This window comes from Ruegeria sp. CDSA089, assembly GCF_059612205.1.
Genome location: NZ_JBXWQD010000002.1, coordinates 597912 through 622316, shown reverse-complemented (window position 1 = coordinate 622316; position 24405 = coordinate 597912). Strand labels below are relative to the sequence as shown.

Below are 24405 nucleotides of genomic sequence, written 5' to 3'. Positions count from 1 at the left end.
AAGGTACTACGACCGGGAGGCATTCACGGTGAAATTCGGATGACAGAGGATACACCGTATCATAAGACTTTTCACATGTCCGATCCCGTCTCATCCATACGCAACCTCGGCCCCGCTTTCGAACAGGCCTGTGCTCGTGCCGGGATACACTCGGCGCAAGGATTGCGGGAATTGGGACCAGATGCGGCCTACACGAAACTATTGCAGTCGGGTTCTCGCCCGCATTTCATCGGGTACTACGTGCTGGTCATGGGCCTTCAGGGGCGTCCATGGAACGATTGCAAAGGCGAGGAGAAGAAGGCGCTGCGCAAACGGTTCGATGCGATCAAGGCCAGTGTCAGCACCGCGCCTGAGATGCAGATCATCGCTGATCTGGATGCGATCGGCGTGCGGGTCTCGGCTGCGGACCTCAAACCCGAATGAAAAAGGCCGCCCCCGGTGACGGGAGCGGCCCTGAATTCTATTGTGGTTAAAGATTAGCCGACCAGTTCAATGCCCGAGAAGAAGTAGGCGATTTCAACCGCTGCGGTCTCAGGTGCGTCGGAACCGTGGACCGAGTTTTCGCCAACCGATTCAGCGAACTCGGCGCGGATGGTGCCGGCGGCCGCGTCTGCGGGGTTGGTTGCGCCCATGACTTCGCGGTTCTTGGCAATGGCGCCTTCGCCTTCCAGAACCTGAACGACGACCGGAGCCGACGACATGAACTCGCACAGCTCGTCATAGAACGGACGCTCGGCGTGAACTTCGTAGAACTTACCGGCTTGTTCCTTGGTCATGTGGATGCGCTTTTGCGCAACGATGCGCAGGCCTGCGTCTTCAAACTTGGCGTTGATCTTGCCAGTCAGGTTGCGGCGGGTTGCATCGGGTTTGATGATCGAGAATGTGCGTTCCAGTGCCATATCGGCCTCTCCTTACAATGTGGCGCGTGGTGTGCGCCGAAATCCATCGCGCGCCGCCTAGCACGGTATGTGGCCCAAGAAAAGTGTTATATGGCGCGGCGCTCAGATCGTGTTCGGCAATGGGTCCAACTGGTCGACCCGCCGAACATAGAGGATGGACAGAAGTCCTGCGAAACTGCTGAGGCACATCATGCCAAGAACGATAAATGGGGCATTCGCGGCAGTAACCAAGGCCCCGGTGGCCATGGTCAGCACGGCCCCCAACGCCACAGTCATCGCGCCAGACAGCCCCGCAGCGCTACCCGCCAATTGCGGACGTACAGACATCAGACCGGCGGTGGCATTGGCGACGGTCAGCCCGTTGCCGAACCCCACCAGAATGGCTGAACCAAAAAAGGTCCAGACGCTGCCGCCCTCGGCTGCGAACACCACAAGACCCACAAGTGGCCCAACCGAGGCAATCACACGCCCAAAAAGAATCATATTATTCAGCCGGGCCCGCGCCGCCAGACGCCCGGTCAGATAGCTGCCCGCCATGAACCCCAGCGTGATGATCCCAATCCCCAACCCTAGTAGCGCGGGGTTCAGATCGAACCACGTTGCTGCAACCAAAGGCGCACCGGTGATAAACGCATAGAACCCTCCAATCGAAAACGCCGCACAGAAGGAATAGCCCCAAAACCGACGTGAATTGAAAAGCTGCGGATAGAGCCTCATCTGCGCGGCGAAGGTAGCGGTTGTGTTAGTGTTGGTCTCACCCAGATCGACCCATATCAACGCCAAGAGGCCCGCGCCCAGAAGAAGATACAAAATAAACCCGGCGCGCCAGCCGAATAGCATCTCGAGCAGACCGCCCAGCATCGGCCCCAGCATCGGTGCTAGCGCCATAGCCATCGAGACATAACCCAGCTTTGCCGCGGCCTCATTCGGTGGATGCATATCTCGTATCGCGGCGCGGGCCAGCACCTGCCCGGCCACGACGGCACCTTGCAGCATCCGAAACCCTAGAAACACCCAGATCGACTGCGCCAGCGCACAACCGACCGAGGCAATGACGAAGATGACCATACAGATCAGCAATACCGGCCTGCGTCCGAACCGGTCGGACAACGGCCCCATGATCAGTTGCAGGACTGCCGACAGCGCCAGATAACCCGCGATCGACAGGTTCACCAGGCCGTATTCCGCCTCCAGTGCCGCGCCGATACTGGGCAGCGATGGCAGGAACATGTTCAGCGACAGAACCGAAAGCGCCGTCAGCAAAACCAATGTGATCAAGGACGGAGGGGACTGCGCAGGCCGCATCAAACATTCCACTTCATTCAAACATGGCAGCGCTATCACATTGATCCCGCGTTGAACATGCCAAGCCGCTGGCGGCGGCATCATACCTCTGTTAAGAGCGGCCCATGCTACGGATCGAAGACATCAATTACGCCGTTGAAGGTCGCCCCTTGTTCGACGGGGCCAGTGCAACCATCCCCGATGGGCATAAGGTGGGTCTTGTGGGCCGAAACGGCACCGGAAAGACAACTCTGTTCCGCCTGATCCGAGGCGAACTGGCGTTGGAATCGGGCAATATCGTGCTGCCCAAACGCGCACGGATCGGCGGTGTGGCGCAAGAGGTGCCCTCCTCCGATGTCTCGCTGATCAATACCGTTCTGGCGGCTGATACCGAGCGCAGTTCCCTGATGGCCGAGGCCGACAGCGCCACCGATCCCTCGCGCATTGCCGAGATTCAGACTCGCCTTGCCGATATCGACGCCTGGTCCGCCGAAGCCCGCGCAGCCTCGATCCTGAAGGGCCTGGGGTTTGATGATGAGGATCAGCTGAAACCCTGCTCGGATTTCTCGGGCGGTTGGCGGATGCGGGTTGCGCTGGCAGCGGTGCTTTTTTCGCAGCCCGACCTGCTGCTGCTGGACGAACCGACCAACTATCTGGACCTCGAAGGCGCTCTGTGGCTGGAGAGCTATCTGGCCAAATACCCGCACACGGTCATCATCATCAGCCACGACCGCGGGCTGTTGAACCGCGCGGTGGGGTCGATCCTGCATCTGGAAGATCGCAAGCTGACCTACTACGCGGTGCCTTACGACAAATTCGCCGAACGCCGCGCCGAACGCATTGCTCAGGCGGAATCGGAGAACGCCAAGGCCAAGGCCCGCATTGCCCATCTGCAAAGCTTCGTGGACCGTTTCCGCGCAAAGGCCACTAAGGCCGTGCAGGCCCAGTCGCGTCTGAAGATGATCGAGCGCATACAGCTTGTCTCAACCCCGCAAGAGGCCGCCCTGCGCGCGTTCTCTTTCCCTGAGCCCGAGGAGCTGTCGCCCCCGATCATTCACCTTGAGGGCGGTATCACAGGCTATGGCGGCACCGAAGTGCTACGCCGTCTGAACCTGCGAATTGATCAGGATGACCGCATCGCCCTGCTGGGCAAGAACGGTCAGGGCAAATCGACTCTGTCGAAACTGCTGTCCGACCGCCTGCCCCTGATGGCGGGGAAAATGACCCGCAGCTCTAAGCTGCGCATCGGCTATTTCGCGCAGCATCAGGTGGATGAGCTGTATGTGGACGAGACCCCTCTGGACCACCTACGCCGCCTGCGCCCGGATGAGGCACCGGGCAAGTGGCGATCCCGTCTGGCCGGGTTTGGCCTGAATGCCGACCAGGCGGATACAGAGGTCGGGCGTCTGTCGGGCGGCCAGAAAGCACGCCTGTCGCTGCTGCTGGCCACGATCGACGCGCCGCATATGCTGATCCTGGATGAACCGACCAACCATCTGGACATCGAAAGCCGCGAGGCGCTGGTCGAGGCGCTGACCGCCTATTCCGGCGCGGTGGTGCTGGTCAGCCACGACATGCACCTGCTGTCGCTGGTTGCGGATCGGCTGTGGCTGGTCTCGGACGGGACGGTAAAACCGTTCGAGGGCGATTTGGAAGCCTATCGCGCCCTGTTGCTGGCCCGCGACAAGCCGGTCAAGGAAAAACCTGCAGTTGCGAAACCCAAACGCCCCTCACGCGATGCAATGCTGGCGCTACGCGCCGATCTGCGCAAATGCGAGGACCGGATTGAGAAGTTGACGGATATGCATGAAAAGCTGTCTGCCAAACTGGCTGATCCAGCCTTGTATGAAGATGATCGGATCAACGATCTGGAAACCTGGAACCGCAAATTCGCCGAGGTGGTTGAAGCGATGCAAAAAGCCGAAGCTCTGTGGGTCGCCGCCGCAGAACGTCTGGAGGAAGCCGAAGCGTCATGACATCCCCCGTGACCGAAACCAAAGCCATGATTGCCGGTATGCGCCCCGCGCTTCAGCCCGGTGAATATGCCTTTGTTGTCTGGCCGTCCGACGCAGAATGGCCAAAGGGCACACGGGCCAGCTGTATCGAGGCCGAGGGCCTTTCGCTGATCGTTCCCTTCGAGGCAGCACAGACCGGCGCAGTCCCTATGCGCTGCATTACCCTGCAGGTGCATTCCTCGCTGGAAGGTGTGGGCCTCACCGCCGCTGTCTCAAGCGCACTTGCACAAGCCGGCATTCCGGCAAACATGGTCGCGGGGTATCACCATGACCACGTTTACGTTCCCAGCGATCAGGCCGATAAGGCCGTGGCAATCCTGACAGAACTTCAGCGCGGTGCCGCAGAATGATCGACCTGGCCTTCTTCATCACCGCTTTCACCACCTTGTTCGTGGTGATCGACCCGTTCGGCACCACGCCGATATTCGTGGCTCTGACACAGGATATGGACGCCGCGACACGCCGCAAAACGGCGATCCGCAGTTGCCTGACTGCCGTTTACATCCTGATCGCCTTTGCCGCGTTTGGTGAGGCGGTTCTGGGCTTTGTCGGAATCTCGATGGAGGCCTTCCGCGTCGCAGGCGGCGCGCTGCTGTTCCTGACCGCGCTCGACATGCTGTTCGACCGCCGCACCAAACGGCGCGAGGACCGGGCCGAGGAAGAGGAACATCCCGACCCGTCTGTGTTCCCGCTGGCCATTCCGCTGATCGCGGGGCCGGGCTCGATTGCCACGATCATCCTGCTGGCGGGGCAGCATCCCGGCGTTCTGGGCATTGTCGAAGCGTGTATCGTCATGCTGGCCGTCATGGCGGTAGTTCTGATCTTTTTCCTGTCAGGCGGCGTGATCGCGCGCATCCTCGGCAAGACCGGGTTGAATGTGCTGACCCGTTTGTTGGGGATGCTGCTGGCGGCGCTGTCGGTTCAATTCATTCTGGATGGCCTCAAGGCCTTTGGATTTGCCTCCTGACCCCCCATATACGTGTCAGGTCAACCCGTTAGGATATCGGTATGGATGGGGATAGCATTGCACGTTTGGCGTATCTTAGCCTGTTGGGCGTGGCGGTTGTCGCGTGGTTCATCTCGCAAAACCGGCAGACGCTGAACAAGACGTTGCAACAGGCCATGGCCTGGGTATTCATCTTCATCGGCGTAATCGCCGTCGTTGGCCTGTGGGAAGATATCCGCTCGACCGTCAGCCCGGTGCCGCAGTTGACCGTGACCGGCGAAACGATCGAAGTGCCCCGCTCGGCAGATGGCCATTATTACCTGCCGGTCGAGGTCGATGGTCAGACGATCACTTTCCTAGTGGATACCGGTGCCAGCCAGATAGTCCTCAGCTCCCGCGACGCTGAACGGATCGGCGTTGACCAGAACCAATTGAATTATTTCGGACGCGCTCTGACTGCGAATGGCGAGGTACGCACCGCGCCTGTACGGCTGGAAACGGTCACTTTGGGCCCGGTCACCGATCAGAATATCTCAGCCTGGGTGAATGAGGGCGAGCTGCACCAGTCGCTGCTAGGGATGGATTACCTGCATCTGTTTTCGAACATCCAATTCGCGGACGGGCGTATGATCCTGTCTCGCTAGAGATATTTCAGGATTGAGAACAAAATAAGAACGCGTTAGATTGTCGGCATGTCCACAACGCTTCTTGGCCGCAAACCCGCACGTGATATACCGGGGCTGGCGCTGCACCCTCAGATCACCTTGCAACTGGGCCGCGTGCACGAAGCCTGCGGCCCTGCCCGGCGCAGTTTCGCCGTCTGGCTGGCTGGTCAGGCGCAAGGCCCCGTGCTGTGGATTTCCCCCGCGTGGGAGCCGGGCCAGCTGAACCCCGACGGCATGATGCCCTTTGTCGACCCCGCCCGGTTCATCTTTGTCCACCCCACCCGCGCCGAGGATATCTTGTGGTGTCTGGAAGAGGCACTGCGCAGCGGGGCCGTTCCGCTGGTGATCGGTGATCTGCCCGGCGCGCCGGGGCTGACGCCCGTGCGGCGGATGCATCTGGCGGCCGAACAGGGCGGCGCGATGGGACGGGCCCCACTGGGGCTGTTGCTGACACCCGGCGACGGCGGCGCGCAAGGGGTTGAGACGCGCTGGCACATGGCCGCGAACCATACTCAAGAGGCGCGCCGCTGGACCCTAACCCGCCGCCGTGCCCGCGCCCTGCCCCCAGTCACATGGCAGGCCACCCAGACCAAACCGCGCGCCGGATTGAACCTGCAAAGAACGGCAACCGACGAGGTATCGGCGTGACACCACCACGTGATCACGAAAGAAGTGACTAGCCAACCCCCACCCTGCGCCCTAGCGTTCCGGGAATGAGCCACGCAATCCACGACAGCCGCTATTCATGGCTACGCCTCACGATCACGCTTGCCATCGCTACGGTGGCGAATGTCGGCATGTGGGCGGTGATCGTGGTGATGCCCGCGATTGAGACACAGTTCGACGCCGGACGGGCCGAAGCCTCGCTGCCGTACGTTCTGACCATGGTAGGCTTTGCGTTGGGAAACATGTGGCTGGGGCAACTGGTCGATCGTCTGGGTGTGACCAAAGCGTTGATCGGGGCCGCCATACTCAGCACCGTCAGCTATGTGCTGGCAACGCTGGCGCCGAACATGATCACCCTGTCACTGGCACATTTGCTGGTGGGGCTGGGCACCTCCATCGGGTTTGGGCCGCTGATCGCCGATATCTCGCACTGGTTCATGAAGCGGCGCGGTATTGCCGTGGCACTGGTGGCCAGCGGCAATTACCTGTCAGGCGCGATCTGGCCGACCCTTCTGTCGGACATTTTGGCGCGGGACGGCTGGCAGCAGGTCTATCTGACGCTTGCCATGATCACGCCTGCCATCGTCATCCCACTGTCCCTGTTGCTGCGCCGTCAGGTTCCGGCCGAAGCGCATCAGACCGCAGCCGCCAGCGCCAGAATCAAGGCCAGCAGCGTCGGGATCTCACCACGCGCGTTGCAATACATACTGGGTCTGGCCGGGATCGGGTGCTGCGTCGCGATGTCGATGCCGCAGGTCCATATTGTCTCATACTGCGTCGGGCTGGGCTATGGCCCCGCTGTCGGAGCCGAGATGCTGTCGCTGATGTTGCTGGGCGGCGTGGTCAGCCGCGTGATTTCCGGGATGGTGGCCGACAAGCTGGGCGGGCTGATGACCCTGCTGATCGGGTCGATCCTGCAATGTATCGCGCTGTTCCTGTTCCTGCCCTATGACGGCATGGTCTCGCTCTACATCATCAGCCTCATGTTCGGGCTGGCACAGGGCGGCATCGTGCCCAGCTATGCGCTGGTCGTGCGTGAATACATGCCCCCGCAAGAGGCCGGAGCCCGTGTAGGTTTTGTCATGATGATGACCATCATGGGCATGGCCTTGGGCGGCTGGATGTCGGGTTGGATTTACGACGTAACCGGAAATTATCAACTGGCCTTTATCAACGGCATTCTCTGGAACGGGCTGAACATCGCAATCCTGCTGATGTTGCTGAAACGATCGCGCCCCCGCAGGCAGGAGGTCATGGCATGACCCAACTAACTCGACGCACAGTCCTGGCCAGCCTGATTGCACTGACTCTTGCGAGTTCGGCGCTGGCTGCGCCACGCACGTATCAACTAGTCCCCGAAGAGACATCCGTCGATTTCACCTTTGACCTGTCCGGCATTTCCCAATCCGGCACCATGCCAATCGAGTCTGCCGACATACAGATCGACCTGAATGATCTTCTCAACAGTCGGGTGGACGTGATCCTGAACGTCGCCAAAGCGCGCACCAAACTGCCCTTCGCCCGCAAACCCATGCTCAGCGAGAGCGTGCTGGCGGCAAAGGAATATCCAACCATCCATTTCGTCTCAACCAGTGTTCAGCTTGGTGAGGGCGGTCGTATCTCGAACGGGGCCATCATCAACGGAGACCTTACAGTGCGCGGAGTCACCATGCCGATCGAACTGAAGGCCGACCTGTTTCGCGCGCCCGGCAGCGCTGCGGACAGTCTGGATGACCTGTCCATCCGCCTGACAGGCGAGCTGAACAGGCACGACTTCGGCGCCTCAGGTTTTGCAGATCTGGTTCAGGATACGGTCGGGCTAGATATCCGGGCAGAGATTCAACGGACCCAATAGCAAAAAAACGACGCGACAAAGTCGATAAGCTGCGCGATTCCTATGCGGGATGCCGCAAGGTGGGGGCGTTATGCGCACGATGATTTCCTTTGCCGCCCTGTTTCTTTCGGTCATTTTGCTACAGCTCTCGACCGGAGGCGTCGGCCCGCTTGACGCCATCTCGGGCCTGACACTGGATTTCTCGACCGAGCAGATCGGCTTATTGGGGTCCGCGCATTTCATAGGATTCTTTGTTGGCTGCTGGTGGGCACCTCGCCTCATGGGCAGCGTCGGACATTCGCGCGCATTTGCTGTGTGTACGGCCTTGGGTGCGATGGGTTTGCTGGGCCATACTCTGACTGAAAACCCGAACATATGGGCCGTACTGCGGATCGCGTCAGGCACCTGCGTTGCTGGTTGCTATACAGTGATTGAGGCTTGGTTGAACGCCAAGGTCACAAACGAGTCGCGTGGCCGCGTGATGGGCAGCTATCGCATCGCCGATCTGGGCGCGTCGCTTTGCGCGCAATTGATTATCGCCGTGCTGCCACCCGCGTCTTATGTGTCTTACAACCTGCTGGCCATCTTGTGCTGTGCTTCGCTGTTGCCTCTGGCCCTGACCCGGGCCAGCCAGCCTAAGACGCCCGACGCGCCCCGCCTACGCCCCAGACTGGCCTGGACAAACTCACCTCTGGCGGTGGCCGGAGTGATTGTGTCGGCGCTTAGCTCTGCCTCGTTTCGCATGGTCGGCCCGGTTTATGGGCAAGAGGTCGGGCTGGGTGTGGATCAGATCGCCTTCTTCTTGGCTTCCTTCGTTCTTGGCGGCGCGCTGGCGCAATATCCACTGGGATGGCTGGCCGACAAATATGACCGGCGATGGGTGTTGATCTGGCTGTCTGCCGCTGCAGTGCTCAGCTGCGGCATCACAATGGCGGCCAGCGGGTCCGGTACCTTCGGCGTCATGCTGGCGGCTGGGTTCTTTGGCTTGACCACCTTCCCGATCTTCTCGGTATCTTCTGCCCACGCCAACGACTTTGCCACGACCGAACAACGGGTTGAGCTTTCTGCCGCGCTGATGTTCTGGTACGCGCTGGGGGCTATTGCCTCACCCTACATCTCATCCACGCTGATCCAGCAGTATGGGCCGGGTGCCTTGTTTGCCTTTGTGGCAGTAGGTCATATGGGGCTGATCGTGTTCGGTCTAGCGCGGATGCGGTCGCGCCCAACCCCGGACGAACGCACGAACTATGTCTATGCTCCACGCACATCCTTCACCATCGGGCGACTGCTGAAGCGGTCGCGCGAAGAATAAAGGGCCGGGAAATCCCGGCCCTTCCTTTTGTTACTGGGTCGGAGGCGTCTCGTCCTCCAGCCCCTCGACGGGGTCCTGCGTCTGCTCTAGCGCTCCGTTCACTACGCCGCCGACACCGTTTTCCATCGACAGACCAAGCTCTTCGCCCAGCTTCTTGAGCGCGGGCATCTGCACCGCCATGCCCATGATCGAATCCAGTGCCTGATTGACCACCGGCTTGTCGCTGTTGGCCGCGCCGCCCGAGGCCCCGGCCCCGATGCCGCCCACCTGATGGATCTTGATCGAGTCGATTTTTTCCGCAGGCTTGACCATCTCCGAGATGATCGATGGCATCGTCTCAATCCGCGCCATATCGACCTTCATGCGGATCTGGGCCGCGGACAGAGCATTGTCGGCCTCGACAATGGCGCGCTTGCCTTCGGCTTCGGCCAGCATGTCGTTTTTCTTGGCCTCGGCCCGGATGTTCAGCGCGTCCGCCTCGGCCTGCGCCTCTTCGCGGCGGGCTTCGGCGCGGTCCGCGGCGGCCTCTTTCTCGGCCTGCGCGGCCAGCCGGATCGCGGTCGCCTGACGTTCGGCCTCACGCGTGGCTTCGATCAGAGCGATCTGCTTGATCCGCTCGGCTTCGGCCACCTCGCGGGCGGTCGCGACGGCTTCGGTTGCCTTAGTCGCCTCGGCACGGGCCAAGTCGGCAGACGCACGCGCGCGGCTTTCCTCTTCGGATTTCTGCGCGATGATGATCTGACGTTCCTGTTCGGCCACTTCAATCTCACGCTCTTTGGCAATCTCGGCATCGCGGATTTTACGCTCCCGCTCAATATCGGCCGAACGGATGGCTTCTTCACGGGCGATCCTGGCGCGTTCAGTTTCACGCACCGAGTCCTCGGTCCGAGCCGCGATTTCGGCCTCTTGCGCCACGCGCATGGTTTCGACCTTTTGGGCCTGCTCAATCCGTGCCTGCGCCTCATCCTGTTCGATCAGCAGCTTTTGGCGTTCCGCCTCCATCGCGGCGCGGCGCACTTCAACCTCGGCCTCAGCATCGATCTGCGCGCGTTCCTTTTTGGACACGGCAATTACCTCGGCCAGCCTACGCATACCCACGGCGTTAAAGGCGTTGTTTTCGTCCAGCGCCTCGAACGGTGTCTGATCCAACGCAGTCAGCGAGACAGATTCCAGCGACAGACCATTCTTCAACAGGTCTTCGGACACCGCATTCTGCACCTCTTGCACAAAGTCGGCGCGGTTCTCATGCAGACCATCCATGGTCATCTGAGCCGCCACGGCGCGCAAGCCGTCAATCAGCTTGCCTTCGATCATCTCACGCAGTTGCTCAACGTCGAAAGTGCGGTCGCCCAGCGTTTGCGCGGCACGTGCGATACCCTCTTCGGTCGCCATGACCGAGACGTAGAACTCGACACCTACGTCCACGCGCATCCGGTCTTTAGTAATCAGCGCGGCCTCACCGCTGCGCTGCACCTCAAGGCGCAGGGTCTTCATGTTGACGGGGCTAACCTCGTGCAGCAGCGGCACAATGATGACGCCGCCATCCATGATGACCTTTTTGCCGCCTGCCCCGGTTTTCACCAGACTGACTTCACGCGTAGCGCGACGATAGAGACGGCCCAGCACAAGGCCAATGAACAAGAGTACGGCCAGAATTGTCACAACCGTGACGGCCAGGAATTGAACTTCCATGCAAAATCCTCCGAGTTGGGGTTTGAAATTTGGTTAGTCTGACAAGCCGATCAGAACGAACCGGTCGCGCCGTCTGTCGCGTAGAACAAGGACATCCGTGCCCTGCTCCAGCATCTCTTTGTCCTGCAGTGGCTCGGCGCGCAGGTAGTGCGTGTTGCCAAAGCGATCCATGACGCGCACCTCGGCCGGTCGGCCGCGCGATGCGGTGCCTTGGGTGATCACACCACGACGGCGAGCAAGCATCCGTTCCGACATCGCTTCGGTCTCGGTCTTGGGCAGAAGGCGGGCAAAAACACCGCCAAAGCCGCGTGCGAACCACAGTCCGAATGCGCCAGCCGGGATGGCGGCGATCCAAGATGGCAGGTCAAAGCCCAGCAGGTCGCGCAGCGCCAGTTGCAGGCCCATGCCCGACAGGCCAAAGCCCGCAAGCAGCACCGCCAGCCAGATCATGAAGGGCACCTTGCCCAGACCCAACCATGCCATAGGCCCGGACGGTTCGGCCCCCGGCGCATCAGCCTCGATCTCGGCCAGCTCAAAGTCACCCAGATCAACATCCGAGTCGATGTCCAGATCAAGGTCGGCCACATCCAGATCAGGCGCATCAACCGCATCCAGGTCAACCTCGCCCTCACCCGCCAGTATGCTGCCGCCGATCGCCAAAGCCACAAGCTCTAGCGCCAGCAGACCGAACAGCAGCGCAAGCGAAAGGGTAAAGGGCACAAAAGCACCCTCGAGCAAAAAGTCGAACATCAGCGGATCGCCCTCGTTATTGTATACTTTGGTATACATTTCATATGGGAAGTCATTTCTCGAAATTCAAGAGGTTGTGATTCCAATTTACAACCTATGGGTATTGCGCGCTGTCATCCGGGTACAATCGGCGGCCGCATCAGTGGCGCGTTTTCTGATAGATGCGTGTCTAAAATGACATGTGGGTAAAAGCCGGGGTTTTGCTGGGCGGTCACATAAGGTAGACGGTCGCGCAGTTAGACACGTGGAAACGCAAAATGGCTCGGATTCTCATCACCTCGGCGATCCCTTACATCAACGGGATCAAGCACCTCGGCAACCTGATCGGCTCGCAATTGCCAGCTGATCTGTATGCACGCTACCAGCGCGGCCGAGGAAATGAGGTCATGTTCCTGTGTGCCACCGACGAGCACGGCACGCCAGCAGAGTTGGCCGCAGCAAAGGCGGGCAAACCGGTGGCAGACTATTGCGCCGATATGTACGCCGTTCAGGCCGATATCGCGAACCGCTTTGGGTTGAGCTTCGATCACTTCGGGCGGTCTTCCAGCGATCAGAACAAACGACTGACCCAGCATTTCGCTGGCAAGCTGGACGAGGCCGGGCTGATCCGTGAGGTCAGCGAGAAACAGGTCTATTCCAACGCCGATGGCCGGTTCCTGCCTGACCGCTATATCGAGGGCACCTGCCCCAACTGCGGCTATGACCGCGCGCGCGGCGATCAGTGCGAAAACTGCACCAAGCAGTTAGACCCAACCGACCTGATCGAGCCGCGCAGCGCCATCAGCGGCTCGACTGATCTAGAGATCCGCGAGACCAAGCACCTGTATCTGCGCCAATCCGCGATGAAAGATCAGCTGGATGCATGGATCGACAGCAAAGCCGACTGGCCGATCTTGACGACTTCGATTGCCAAGAAGTGGCTGCATGACGGCGACGGCCTGCAGGATCGCGGCATCACCCGTGATCTGGACTGGGGTGTGCCGGTGAAGAAAGGCGATCAGGACTGGCCGGGGATGGAAGGCAAGGTCTTCTATGTCTGGTTCGACGCGCCGATCGAATATATCGCCTGCGCCAAGGAATGGGCCGATGCCAGCGGCAAACCGGATGCAGAGTGGGAACGCTGGTGGCGCACCGACAAAGGTGCGGATGACGTCCGTTACGTACAATTCATGGGCAAGGACAACGTGCCCTTCCATACGCTCAGCTTCCCCGCCACAATTCTGGGTTCGGGCGAGCCGTGGAAGATGGTCGATCACCTGAAATCCTTCAACTATCTGAACTATGATGGCGGCCAATTCTCGACCAGCCAAGGCCGCGGCGTTTTCATGGATCAGGCGCTTGAGATCCTGCCCGCCGATTACTGGCGCTGGTGGCTGCTGAGCCATGCGCCGGAAAGCAGCGATAGCGAGTTCACGTGGGAGAATTTCCAGCAATCGGTGAACAAGGACCTCGCTGACGTGCTGGGCAATTTCGTCAGCCGGATCACCAAGTTCTGCCGTTCAAAATTCAGTGAGGCGGTGCCAGAGGGCGGCACATTTGGTGATCGTGAACAAGAGCTTATCGCGGAACTCACCCGCCGCGTCCGTGCCTATGAAGGGTTCATGGAGGCGATGGAGGTTCGCAAATCAGCGCAAGAATTGCGCGCGATTTGGGTGGCAGGCAATGAATATCTGCAATCTGCGGCGCCGTGGTCGACCTTCAAGGAAGACCCCGAACAAGCCGCCGCGCAGGTCCGCCTGGGCCTGAACCTGATTCGCCTTTACGCGGTGCTCAGCGCGCCGTTCATCCCCGAAACCTCGGCCCGGATGCTCAGCGCGATGAATACGCTGGACACAAGCTGGCCCGATCAAGTGGCCGAGGCTTTGGAAGCGCTACCTGCGGGTCACGCGTTCGCGGTGCCGGATGTGCTGTTCGCCAAGATCACCGACGAGCAGCGCGAAGATTGGGAGACCCGCTTCGCGGGCACACGCATCTAGGCGCCAACAAGGATCAAGACAAAGGGGCCTTTCGGCCCCTTTTTTCTTGCCCGCCTGTTCGCACACGACCCCAAACCCAAAAGAGAAAAAGCGAAAAACACCACGTAAACAACCGCACTTCCAGCATTTTTTCTAGATCTTATCCCCAGCGAAAAACCTCAATACGCTTGAGAAAAAATCGCAAACCCGTCATCCTCGTCTCAAAGTGCAATCGACTCGGCCTGTAAGTGGGTGGTCGGGTCGATTTTTGTTAGACCATCACGAGGCATTCGCCATGTTCTTTGATCCAAACTTTTTGAAACCTTTGCAGAGTGGCCGGTCGTTCAAAGCGCTCAGTTGCGCTGCCGCGTTGGGCTTGATTACACTTGCCGATCCCAGCACAGCGCAAGACACTGGCGATGCGCAACCGCCCAAGGTTTCAATCGCGGCCGCCTACACTCAGGACATTACCGAGGAAGCAACCTTTATCGGTCGGGCCGAGGCGCTGAATAAGGCGGATATCATCGCTCGGGTCAGCGGGTTTCTGGACAGTCAGAACGTGGAAGATGGTGCGTTGGTTAAGGAAGGCGATCTGCTGTTTACCATCGAGCCTGACCTCTATCAGGCCACGCTGGATGCCAGAAATGCCGATCTGGACCGGGCGCAGGCCAATCTGGAACTGGCCAAGGTGGAGCTCGCACGTAAACAGGAATTGTACGAGCGTGACGCGACCCCAGAATCCGAACGCGACATTGCCCGCGCCAATGAACTGGTGGCCGAAGCCGAGGTCAAGTCCGCGCAGGCCGCGATTAAACAAGCCAAACTTGATCTCAGCTATACGGAAATCCACGCTCCCTTCGACGGACGTATCGGTCGCGCTACTACAAGTGTCGGGGATGTGGTTGGGCCGAATAATCCACCACTGGTGAATATAGTCAGCGAAGCCCCGATCTATGTGAATTTTTCGCTGAACGAAAAGGAGTTCACGTCGGTTCTGCAAGCGGTGGGTGAAAACGCCGCCTCGCTTGCGGAAAGCAATAAAAGCCCAGTGGTGAAAGTTGTCCTGCCCAACGGGACCGAACTGGATGAGGAAGGTACAATCGTCTTTGTCGACAACCGAATAGACCCGCTGACCGGGGCGATCAGGATGCGGGCTCAATTCGACAACGCCAAGCGTCTGATCGTCGATGGTGCATTCTTAAGCGTGCAGATCGAGGCATTGAAACCAACGACTGAGGTGTTGATCCCGCAAGCCGCTTTGCAGCGCGATCAGAGGGGCGAGTTTGTGCTGGTCGTGAATGATCAGCAAATGGTCGAACAGCGCTATATAACCACCGGCAACACGGTTGAGACCGCTATCATCGTCAAGGATGGGCTGCGCGCAGGGGAAAGCGTGATTGTCGAGGGTTTGCAACGGGTGCGTCCGGGTGTTGCCGTTGATGCGGTTGTCGCCTCTGAGCAGCCGGGAGAATAACGGATGTTCTCTGCCCTGTTCATCAGCCGGCCCAAGCTGGCGCTTGTCATTTCGCTGGTGCTGACCATCATGGGCGGCATCGGTTACATGGTGCTGCCGGTGGCGCAATTCCCCGACATCACCCCGCCCGTGGTCAGTGTTACGACCACCTATACCGGTGCAAATGCCGAGACGGTCGAAAACACCGTCGCCGCCCCGATCGAGGCGCAGGTCAACGGTGTGGACGACATGATCTATATGACGTCGACATCGTCCGACAACGGTTCCTATTCGCTGAATATTACGTTTGAAGTCGGAACTGACCCCGACATCGCATCAGTCAACGTGCAAAACCGCGTGGCACAGGCGATGTCTTCGCTGCCTACCGAAGTGACCTCTTCGGGCGTCGTCACGCAAAAAGCTTCGACCAACATGCTGCTCTTGGTCACGCTGACATCGCCCAATGGGACATATGACAGTGTCTTCCTGTCGAACTATGCGTCGATCAACCTGAAAGACGCGCTGGCGCGGGTTCAGGGCGTTGGTAAGGCTGATGTTCTGACCAACCTGGAATACGCAATGCGAATCTGGATGGACCCTGATCAGATGGCCGCCTTGTCGATCACGCCGGGCGATGTGATCAGTGCCATCCGGGAACAGAATATCGAGGTCTCTGCAGGGTCTATCGGGTCTCCGCCTGTGCCAGAGGGCCAAACATTTCAGTACACCATCAAGACCAAGGGCCGACTGACCTCGGCCGATGAATTCGGTGATATCGTGATCCGTACTGGTGAGGCAGGATCGATTGTACGGGTCAAGGATATCGCACGGGTCGAGCTGGGCGCTCAGTTCTATTCGGCCTCGGGCTATTTCCAGGCTGTGCCTGCTACCGTCATCGGCATTTACCAGGCTCCTGGCGCGAACGCGTTGGCCGTGTCTGAACGCGTTCAGGCCGAGTTGGATCGCCTGTCGCGATCCTTCCCGACGGATGTTGAATATCAAGTGCCCTTCAACACAACCGATTTCGTTGAGCAATCGCTGAATGACGTGGTCTCGACCCTGATCCTGACCTTCATTCTGGTGATTTCAGTGGTGTTTGTCTTTCTGGGCAGTTGGCGGGCAACGATCATTCCAGCGGTGGCCATCCCTGTCTCTCTGATCGGAACATTCGCATTCCTTCTGGCCTTTGGGATGTCGCTGAACACGATCTCTCTGTTTGCGCTGGTGCTGGCCATCGGGATCGTGGTGGATGACGCCATCGTGGTTGTCGAGAACGTGGAACGGATCATCGCCGAAGAAGGCCTCCCCCCCGCCGAGGCGACCCGCAAGGCGATGGGCCAGATCACCGGGCCGGTGATCGCGACCACCCTGGTTCTACTGGCTGTTTTCGTGCCTGTAACCTTTATGCCGGGCATCTCAGGAAGACTTTATTCACAATTTGCAGTGACGATTTCGACCGCTGTTGTGATTTCGTCCATCAACGCACTGACACTGTCCCCTGCCCTGTGCGGTCTGGTGCTGCGGGCGCGGTCCGGTCCTCCAAAAGGGCTGCTGGCGATGTTCGAAAACTTCATCGGAACCGTGCGCAGCGGCTACGTCGCCATTGTGCGCAAGATGCTGATCCTGCCGGTGGTGGCTTTAGGTGTCATCGTCGTTCTGGCGATGGGCACCGGTACGATCATGGGCACCACATCCAAGGGCTTTATCCCGCTTGAGGATAACGGATATCTATTCGTGGACATCCAACTGCCCGACGCTGCTACACTAGAGCGGACCGAAACCGTCTCCAGCCGCGTCGACGACAAGATCCGCGAAATTCCGGGTGTGGCCAGTACCGTTCTAGTCAACGGGTTCTCGTTGCTGAACGGCACGACGACCAACGGGGCCGCAATCTTTGTGAACCTTGAGAACTGGGAAGAGCGGCAAGAGCCGGACCTGACCGCCGACGCTATCCTGAGCAAAGTTCTGGCAATTGCAAACGGCGAATCTGCAGCCTCGATCGTGGCGTTCAACCCACCCCCCATTCAGGGTCTGGGCATGTCGGCGGGTGTCGAGATGGAGGTACAGCAGACCGGAGGGGGCTCGCCTCAGGATTTGGCCTCGGCCGTGGGTTCGTTTGTCTATGCGGCGAACCAACGACCTGAGATCGGACAGGCCTACACAACCTTCCGCGCCAATGTTCCACAGTTGTTTGTCGATCTGGATCGTGAAAAGGCCAAAACACTGCAAGTCTCGGTGGCCGAGATTTTCCAGACCATGCAGGCGCAGTTGGGTTCGTACTACGTGAACGACTTCAACCTGTTCGGGCGGGTCTACCGCGTGATGATTCAGGCCGAAGGGTCATACCGGACCAAGGTCGACGACATCGCAAACCTCTATGTTCGCTCGACCAAGGGCGAGATGGTTCCTTTGGGAACGTTGATCGACGTGGAAAATGTGCTGGGTCCGGTTTTGCTGAAACGGCACAACCTGTTCCGGTCTGCCACGGTGACGGCGGTTCCTGCCCCCGGCTTGTCCAGCGGCGATGCAATCACTGTCATGACCGAGGAATCCGCCAACGCCCTGCCCCCCGGTTATGCGTTTGAGTGGACCGGCACAGCGCAGCAGCAGCTGGCTTCGGGCGGTCTGGTGATCGTGATCCTGGGGCTGGCAATCTTGTTCGGGTATCTGTTCCTAGTGGGTCAGTACGAGAGTTGGTCGTTGCCAGTCTCGATCCTGCTATCTGTGATCGTCGCCTTGTTCGGGGCGGTGGCGGCGGTGGCTATCGTCGGTAGTGACATCAACCTCTATACACAGATCGGGATGATCATGCTTGTGGGGCTCGCTTCGAAGAATGGCATTCTGATCGTCGAATTTGCGATGGAGCAACGCGCCAACGGCCTGTCGATTAAGGAAGCAGCTGCCGAAGCTGCGCATCAGCGTTTCCGCGCGGTGATGATGACCGCGCTCTCGTTCCTGCTTGGTGTTGTGCCGCTGCTAGCCGCCAATGGCGCCGGTGCGGCCAGCCAGAAGGCCATCGGTGTTGCCGTGTTCGGAGGAATGCTGGCGGCGACGCTGATCGGTGTCATTCTGGTTCCGGTTCTCTATGCCCTGATGCAGGGACTGCGAGAATGGATCAAGGGCACCAAGAACGACCCCGGCCCATCCGAGGAAACAGCCTGAACCAAAAAGCCCCGCTCAACCAGCGGGGCTTTTTTCTGTGTACAGGTCGTTCAAGCCAGTTTTTGATCCATCCACGCCTGAATGCGCGCGATCTGCTCCGACGTCAGCCTCAGCCCCAGCTTGTTGCGTCGCCAGACCACATCCTCGGCAGTGCAGGCGTATTCGCGGGTTGTCAGCCAGTCCAACTCGCGCGCGAACAGTGTCGCGCCGAAGTCTTCGCCCAGATCACTGGTTGTTTTCGCATCACCCAATATGTTGCGTACTTCGGTGCCATAGGCGCGCACAAGCCGCTCGGCCCAGCCGCGATCAAGGAACGTAAACTCTGCCTGAATTTGGCCAATCAGTTTTTCCACACCATCCACCGGAAAATCTCCGCCCGGCAAGGCGACGCCTGCCGTCCATGGCCCCGGAAGATCGGGGAAGTGTTCCGCCACTTTCTCAAGCGCGCTTTCGGCCAGACGCCGATAGGTGGTGATCTTGCCGCCAAACACATTCAACACAGGTGCCCCGCCCACGGCGTTCACCTTCAGCGTATAGTCTCGCGTGGCCGCTGTGGCGCTGCTAGCCCCATCATCATAAAGCGGGCGCACACCCGAATAGGTCCAGACAATCTGATCCCGCGTCACCGGCGATTTGAAATAGCGCGAGGCGAAAGCACACAGATAATCCTGCTCAGCCTCAGTGCAGACAGGCGGTTCAGACGGGTCAGCATGGTCCTGATCGGTGGTGCCGATCAAGGTGAAATCCCGTTCGTAAGGAATGGCAAAGATTATGCGGCCATCCTCACCCTGAAAGAAGTAGCATTTTTCGTGGTCGAACAGCCGTGGCGTTACGATATGGCTACCGCGCACAAGACGAACCCCTTCGCGTGAGTTCATGTGGATTTTAGTCTGGATGATATCGCCGACCCAGGGACCGCCCGCATTGATCAGCATCTTTGCCCGCACTGTGCGGGTCTCGTCTGACCGCTTGTCGCTGAGCGTGATCTCCCAGAGATCATCCACGCGTTTTGCCGACAGAACTTCGGTCCGGGTCATGATCTGCGCACCCCGCGCCTCGGCATCCCGCGCGTTCAGGACAACCAACCGCGAGTCCTCGATCCAGCAATCGGAATATTCATAGGCCGTCTGGAACCGATCCTGTAACGGAACGCCCTCGGTCGCAGTGCTTAGGTCCAACGCGCTGGTCCCCGGCAGAATTTTACGTCCGCCCAGATGGTCATAAAGAAACAGTCCCAGACGGATCAGCCACGCCGGGCGGCGCCCCTTCATCCATGGCATCACAGTGCCGAGCAGCCGTGAGGTCGGCGTCTCAGAGTCAAACCGCATGTCCTTGTGATAAGGCAGCACAAACCGCATCGGCCAGCTGATATGCGGCATCGCCCGCAGCAGGGTTTCGCGTTCGATCAGAGCCTCGCGCACCAGTCGAAACTCAAAATACTCCAGATAACGCAGCCCGCCGTGAAACAGCTTGGTCGAGGCTGAGGATGTAGCCGAAGCCAGATCGTTCATTTCGGCCAGCATGACCGACAATCCGCGCCCGGCGGCATCCCGCGCGATACCGCAGCCATTGATCCCGCCACCAATAATGAAAAGGTCGGTCACTTGCTGATTTTGCTGAGTCATATCTCAAGATGCCCATGACGTGAAAACTCAGCGCCATTAACCCGATACACGCTCGGGTCGTCAATGTTTACTTTCGTTATTGTTCGTTTTTTGCATCAGAATGGAAATTTTGGCAAAATAGCCTTGCAGTTTTACCGAAACCTCCCGCAAACAGGTTGGAAAGGAATAAAATCGAACATTCCCTTATCGGAGTCTCAAATGTCCCTGTCCTTCCGCCAATCCGACATTCTGGAAGTTGCACGACAGGATGGCCGTGTCATGGTCGAAGAACTGGCGCAAAGATTTGATGTCACTGTACAAACCATCCGCCGCGACCTTTCTGAACTGGCGGACATGGGAAAGCTGGACCGCGTTCACGGAGGTGCGGTCTTGCGGTCGGGCGTGTCGAATATCGGCTACGAAGACCGCCGTGCGCTGAACGCCGACACCAAGGTTCAGATCGCAAAAACCTGCGCGCAGGACATACCCGACGGTGCGTCCCTCTTCATGAGTATAGGCACTTCGACCGAGGCCGTCGCGCGTCAACTGCTGAACCACAAAGACCTGATGGTCGTGACCAACAACATGAATGTCGCCAATATCCTTGTCGAAAACCCAAACTGCCAGATCGTGGTCGCCGGAGGCGTGCTGCGCCGCTCGGACGGTGGGTTGGTGGGGGATCTGACGATCTCGACCATCGAGCAATTCAAGTTCGACTATGCGGTGATTGGGTGCTCGGCCCTGGATGCGGCAGGCGATTTGCTGGATTTCGACTTTCAGGAGGTTAAGGTCAGCCAGACGATCATTGCCCAAGCCCGACAAAGCCTGCTGGTCGCCGACCACTCGAAATTCCAACGAACCGCACCCGCGCGGATCGCCTCTCTGACCGATGTTGATGTGTTCTACACTGATCAACCTTTGGCAGAAGACCTGGCCAAGAAATGCGCGAAATGGAATACGAAGGTCAAACTGTGCGCCTGACGGGGCGGCAGCCGATAATTTAATTGACGAACCCCGTGCCAACGTCTGAGGATGGGGTAACCTTCCAACAAGGAGGCACGAGCATGGGACTGTTGGGCCAACCCCTTGGCTACTATGACTATCTGACATTTGTCGCGTTGATCCTTCTGCTGGGCGCAGTCATGGCGCTGTTTTTGTTCATTATGGGGCTGCCAGGTCGCATCGCGATCAAGCGCAACCATCCGCATGCCGAGGCCGTCAAGATCATGGGTTGGATGGGCTTTTTGGCCATCGTGCCCTGGGTACATGCCTTCATCTGGGCCTTTCATGATGGCACCACCGTCGATATCCGCCGGATGCCCGACGACGAACGCGACGCGGTTCGCAAGGAAATCAAACGGTTGGGGGGTACGCTTAACGAAGAATACCGCGATCCGCTTGATCCGGATGAGCCGCAGAAAAGCTAAGGCCAAAGGACCCTCCACACGATGTTTGTCGCCCTCGGCATTACGCTTTTTTATCTTATTTTCGTTTGGCTCATTTTCTTCAAACTGCAATTGCTGAAGTTCAATATTGCATGGGGGATCGTGTCCTTCTGGGTCGGCGCGCATCTGCTGTTGATCTTTCTGGTCGCCCTGCGCTTCTTCCAGCCGTTTTCCATCGACAGCCATGTGGTGCGTGCGACCATCCAGATCGTGCCACGTTTGACCGGCCCCACCCTGCTGACCGAAGTTCTGGTCGAGCCGAACACGCACGTGAAAAAGGGCGACCCCCTTTATCGTTTTGATGACACTGTCTTTTCGCTTGAAGTGGATGAAGCCAAGGCCCAGCTTGTGGCCGCGCAGCAAAATGCCAAAATCCTCGAACAGGATGTCATCGCTGCGGGCGAAGCGGTCGAACGCGCCAATGCACAGCTTGCATACGCTTTGACCCAGCAGACGCGGTATCAGAACCTCGTCCCCGCAGGCGGTGCGCGCCAGGATGAGCTGGATCGCTGGAACGAACAAGTCACCGAAGATGAGGCCAAGATCAAAGAAGCACAAGCCAATCTGGAAAAGGCCGAACTGGCGCAGGCGTCGCAGATCGATGGGGTGAATACCGGTATCCTTCAGGCGCAGGCTCAATTGGACAAGGCGCAGTATTATCTGGACAACACCACGATCTACGCGCCCGAAGATGGTATGATCGTTTCACAGCAGGCCCGACCCGGCCTTGTCGTCGGAGACCTGCGTCTGGGGGCAATTGCCAGCTTTGTCACCACCGACAACCCTTATATTCTGGCGACTTACCGGCAGCAGAACCTGAAATTCGTCGAGCCGGGGCAAGAGGTTGAGGTCGCGTTGGACCTTTATCCCGGTGAAATCCTTACCGGTAAGGTCGAGGCGATCTGGTGGGCTACCCGTCAGGGTCAATACCTGCCCTCGGGTCGCCTGCCCGGCTTTGAGCTGCCTAAACTGCCGGGCCGCATTGCGGTGCAAATCTCGGTCGATATTCCGGATGGTCACACCTTCCCCGCAGGCGGCCACGCGGCGGTCGCGATCTATACCGGTCAGGGCAAAAGCTTTGAGTTTCTGCGGCGCATCAACATTCGCCTCTACTCATTCGCGAACTTCATCCGCCCGCTGGATATCTGAGGACATAGCGCATGAAACGAACCCGCCTGACCCGCCAACTGATGGGCACCGTGCTATGCGCCGCCCTGTTGGCCGGATGCGCACCGGTAGGGCCGGATTTCGTGCGCCCGAACTCACCGGTCGTGAAGGAATGGATCGAGGTCAACAGCCCCAGTGCCGGACCCAGCGGTTTGACCTCGCGCAGCGCGCCCGTGGTCAAATGGTGGGAGACATTCAATGACCCAACTCTCAACAGATTGATCAACGAGGCTTATGCCCAGAACCTCGACCTGCAGGTGGCCGACGCTCGCGTATTGCAGGCCCGTGCGCAGTTGGGCATCGCGTTTGGCGAGTTGTACCCGCAATCACAGGCCATCGGCGCCTCGATCGAGCGGCGTCAGGTCAGCGAAAACCTCGGCCCGATTGCCGATATTCGCGAGATCATCCCGCTGGACACCGAATTTTCGACATCGCAAGCCGGGTTTGACGCGCAGTGGGAACTGGACGTCTGGGGCCAGCAACGGCGCGGCGTGCAGGCGGCGCGGTCCAATCTTGCGTTGCAGGTGGCCAATTACGACGACGCGCTGGTGACGCTGACGGGCGATGTTGCCGCGCTCTATGTCAATATCCGCGCCTTGCAGGAATCGCTGGCGGTCGCGCGGGAAAACATCCGGCTGCAACAGGAATCGGCGGACCTGACCCAGTTACGGTTCAACAATGGTGTCACGACCGAACTGGATGTGCAGGAATCCACCGCCCTTCTGAACAACACTAAAGCACTGGTGCCCGCGCTGGAAAGCGATCTGCAACAAACCAAGAATGCGCTGGCGGTTCTGCTGGGCGCGACACCCTCGCGCATGACCAGTCTGTTGGGCAATTCAGGGCGTATCCCCTCGGCCCGGTCAAACGTCGCCGTGGGTGTTCCGGCCGAACTGCTACGTCGCCGTCCCGATGTGCGCGCAGCGGAACTGGCGGCAGCCACGCAATCTGCGCAGGTCGGGATCGCCATGGCAGATCTGTATCCGCAGTTCATCCTGTCCGGCTCGATCGGGGTGCAGGCGTCCGGTGGGCGTGACCTGTTCACCTCGGCCAGTTCCACAGGACTGGCCAATGCGGGCGTGGTGTGGAACGTGCTGAACTACGGGCGGATCAAGAACAATGTCCGGGCGCAGGACGCCGCCTATCAGGCGCTGATCGCGAATTATCAGAACACTGTGCTGACCGCCTATTCCGAGGTCGAAAGCGCCATGGTCGCTTATACCCAATCGCGCAAACAGGTGGGGTTCTATGAAAACAGCGTCGCCGCCTCGCGCCGGGCAGCCGAGATCGCGGTGGATCAATACCGAGACGGGATCGCGGACTATTCCCGCATCCTGAACACGCAGACCGCGCTGCTGAATTCGCAGGCAAACCTGATCGAAGCGCGTCAGCAGGTGTCCAGCAATCTGGTAGCGGTCTACAAAGGGCTGGGTGGCGGCTGGCAGATTCGGCAAAATCAGGAATTCCTGCCCGAAACGGTTCTGGCCGAGATGGCCTATCGAACCGATTGGGGCGATTTGCTGCGAGAGACGCCGCAGCAAGCCAGCCTGAATTAG

General features: G+C 59.2%; 21 protein-coding genes. 16 read left to right on the top strand and 5 right to left on the bottom strand.

Translation table 11 applies throughout. The annotated features are described in order from the left end of the window. Positions 1-75 precede the first annotated feature (75 nt). Positions 76-423 (top strand): TfoX/Sxy family protein, encoded by a 348-nt coding sequence (locus tag AC2FJ6_RS08725; RefSeq protein WP_170769521.1) that lies wholly within the window; start codon positions 76-78, stop codon positions 421-423. Between the two features lie 53 nt (positions 424-476). Here the strand turns inward: AC2FJ6_RS08725 and ndk are convergent, their stop codons facing one another. Continuing rightward, positions 477-899, bottom strand: coding sequence for a nucleoside-diphosphate kinase (ndk, locus tag AC2FJ6_RS08720; RefSeq protein WP_170352964.1), 423 nt, complete (start codon positions 897-899; stop codon positions 477-479). A 102-nt stretch (positions 900-1001) separates the two neighbouring features. After that, the gene (locus AC2FJ6_RS08715) at positions 1002-2204 is read right to left on the bottom strand and encodes a Bcr/CflA family efflux MFS transporter (protein WP_496668829.1); all 1203 of its coding nucleotides are present in this window, start codon (positions 2202-2204) and stop codon (positions 1002-1004) included. A gap of 104 nt (positions 2205-2308) precedes the next feature. On the opposite strand from AC2FJ6_RS08715, the gene AC2FJ6_RS08710 reads away from it, so the two are divergent. The 8 genes from AC2FJ6_RS08710 to AC2FJ6_RS08675 all read left to right on the top strand — a co-directional run bounded on the left by AC2FJ6_RS08710 (position 2309) and on the right by AC2FJ6_RS08675 (position 9621). Further along, on the top strand, positions 2309-4159 hold the full coding sequence (locus AC2FJ6_RS08710; RefSeq protein ID WP_170769519.1) for an ABC-F family ATP-binding cassette domain-containing protein: 1851 nt from the start codon (positions 2309-2311) through the stop codon (positions 4157-4159). Continuing rightward, positions 4156-4548, top strand: coding sequence for an ACT domain-containing protein (locus AC2FJ6_RS08705; protein WP_170769518.1), 393 nt, complete (start codon positions 4156-4158; stop codon positions 4546-4548). The genes AC2FJ6_RS08710 and AC2FJ6_RS08705 overlap by 4 nt, the downstream gene beginning before the upstream one ends. After that, the gene (locus AC2FJ6_RS08700) at positions 4545-5165 is read left to right on the top strand and encodes a MarC family protein (RefSeq protein WP_496668827.1); all 621 of its coding nucleotides are present in this window, start codon (positions 4545-4547) and stop codon (positions 5163-5165) included. The genes AC2FJ6_RS08705 and AC2FJ6_RS08700 overlap by 4 nt, the downstream gene beginning before the upstream one ends. A 41-nt stretch (positions 5166-5206) precedes the next feature. Continuing rightward, positions 5207-5788 (top strand): retropepsin-like aspartic protease family protein, encoded by a 582-nt coding sequence (locus AC2FJ6_RS08695; RefSeq protein ID WP_170769516.1) that lies wholly within the window; start codon positions 5207-5209, stop codon positions 5786-5788. 48 nt (positions 5789-5836) lie between these two features. After that, a complete protein-coding gene (locus tag AC2FJ6_RS08690; RefSeq protein ID WP_170769515.1) occupies positions 5837-6457 on the top strand; it encodes an ImuA family protein in 621 nt (206 codons plus the stop codon). A gap of 65 nt (positions 6458-6522) precedes the next feature. Continuing rightward, the gene (locus tag AC2FJ6_RS08685) at positions 6523-7737 is read left to right on the top strand and encodes an MFS transporter (protein ID WP_170769514.1); all 1215 of its coding nucleotides are present in this window, start codon (positions 6523-6525) and stop codon (positions 7735-7737) included. Further along, entirely contained in the window at positions 7734-8330 is a 597-nt protein-coding gene (locus AC2FJ6_RS08680) for a YceI family protein (RefSeq protein ID WP_170769513.1), read from the top strand. Before AC2FJ6_RS08685 ends, AC2FJ6_RS08680 begins: the two co-directional genes overlap by 4 nt. Before the next feature lie 70 nt (positions 8331-8400). After that, the gene (locus AC2FJ6_RS08675; RefSeq protein ID WP_170769512.1) at positions 8401-9621 is read left to right on the top strand and encodes an MFS transporter; all 1221 of its coding nucleotides are present in this window, start codon (positions 8401-8403) and stop codon (positions 9619-9621) included. A gap of 30 nt (positions 9622-9651) precedes the next feature. On the opposite strand, the gene AC2FJ6_RS08670 is transcribed toward AC2FJ6_RS08675, so the two are convergent. Beyond that, the gene (locus AC2FJ6_RS08670) at positions 9652-11313 is read right to left on the bottom strand and encodes a flotillin family protein (RefSeq protein ID WP_170769511.1); all 1662 of its coding nucleotides are present in this window, start codon (positions 11311-11313) and stop codon (positions 9652-9654) included. A gap of 33 nt (positions 11314-11346) precedes the next feature. Continuing rightward, entirely contained in the window at positions 11347-12102 is a 756-nt protein-coding gene (locus AC2FJ6_RS08665) for an OB-fold-containig protein (protein ID WP_237217147.1), read from the bottom strand. Positions 12103-12320: 218 nt separating this feature from the next. Here AC2FJ6_RS08665 and metG point away from each other — a divergent pair, with 218 nt between their 5' ends. From metG to AC2FJ6_RS08650, 3 genes are all read left to right on the top strand, one after another. Then, positions 12321-14039: a methionine--tRNA ligase gene (gene metG / locus AC2FJ6_RS08660; protein WP_170769510.1), complete on the top strand. Its 1719-nt coding sequence runs from the start codon at positions 12321-12323 to the stop codon at positions 14037-14039. A gap of 274 nt (positions 14040-14313) precedes the next feature. Continuing rightward, on the top strand, positions 14314-15492 hold the full coding sequence (locus tag AC2FJ6_RS08655) for an efflux RND transporter periplasmic adaptor subunit (RefSeq protein ID WP_170769509.1): 1179 nt from the start codon (positions 14314-14316) through the stop codon (positions 15490-15492). A gap of 3 nt (positions 15493-15495) precedes the next feature. Next, the gene (locus AC2FJ6_RS08650; protein WP_170769508.1) at positions 15496-18633 is read left to right on the top strand and encodes an efflux RND transporter permease subunit; all 3138 of its coding nucleotides are present in this window, start codon (positions 15496-15498) and stop codon (positions 18631-18633) included. Positions 18634-18683: 50 nt separating this feature from the next. Here the strand turns inward: AC2FJ6_RS08650 and glpD are convergent, their stop codons facing one another. Continuing rightward, positions 18684-20258 carry a glycerol-3-phosphate dehydrogenase gene (glpD, locus tag AC2FJ6_RS08645; protein WP_170769507.1) on the bottom strand — a complete coding sequence of 525 codons (1575 nt, stop codon included), beginning with the start codon at positions 20256-20258 and terminating at the stop codon, positions 18684-18686. A gap of 198 nt (positions 20259-20456) precedes the next feature. Between glpD and AC2FJ6_RS08640 the strand changes: the two genes are divergently transcribed. The 4 genes from AC2FJ6_RS08640 to AC2FJ6_RS08625 all read left to right on the top strand — a co-directional run bounded on the left by AC2FJ6_RS08640 (position 20457) and on the right by AC2FJ6_RS08625 (position 24405). Then, positions 20457-21218: a DeoR/GlpR family DNA-binding transcription regulator gene (locus tag AC2FJ6_RS08640; RefSeq protein WP_170769506.1), complete on the top strand. Its 762-nt coding sequence runs from the start codon at positions 20457-20459 to the stop codon at positions 21216-21218. Between the two features lie 83 nt (positions 21219-21301). After that, complete coding sequence (locus AC2FJ6_RS08635) at positions 21302-21664, top strand: DUF3302 domain-containing protein (RefSeq protein ID WP_170769505.1); 363 nt, start codon at positions 21302-21304, stop codon at positions 21662-21664. Between the two features lie 21 nt (positions 21665-21685). Beyond that, positions 21686-22831, top strand: a complete 1146-nt coding sequence (locus AC2FJ6_RS08630) for an HlyD family secretion protein (RefSeq protein ID WP_496668825.1) — start codon at positions 21686-21688, stop codon at positions 22829-22831. An 11-nt stretch (positions 22832-22842) separates the two neighbouring features. Then, positions 22843-24405, top strand: a complete 1563-nt coding sequence (locus AC2FJ6_RS08625) for an efflux transporter outer membrane subunit (RefSeq protein ID WP_496668823.1) — start codon at positions 22843-22845, stop codon at positions 24403-24405.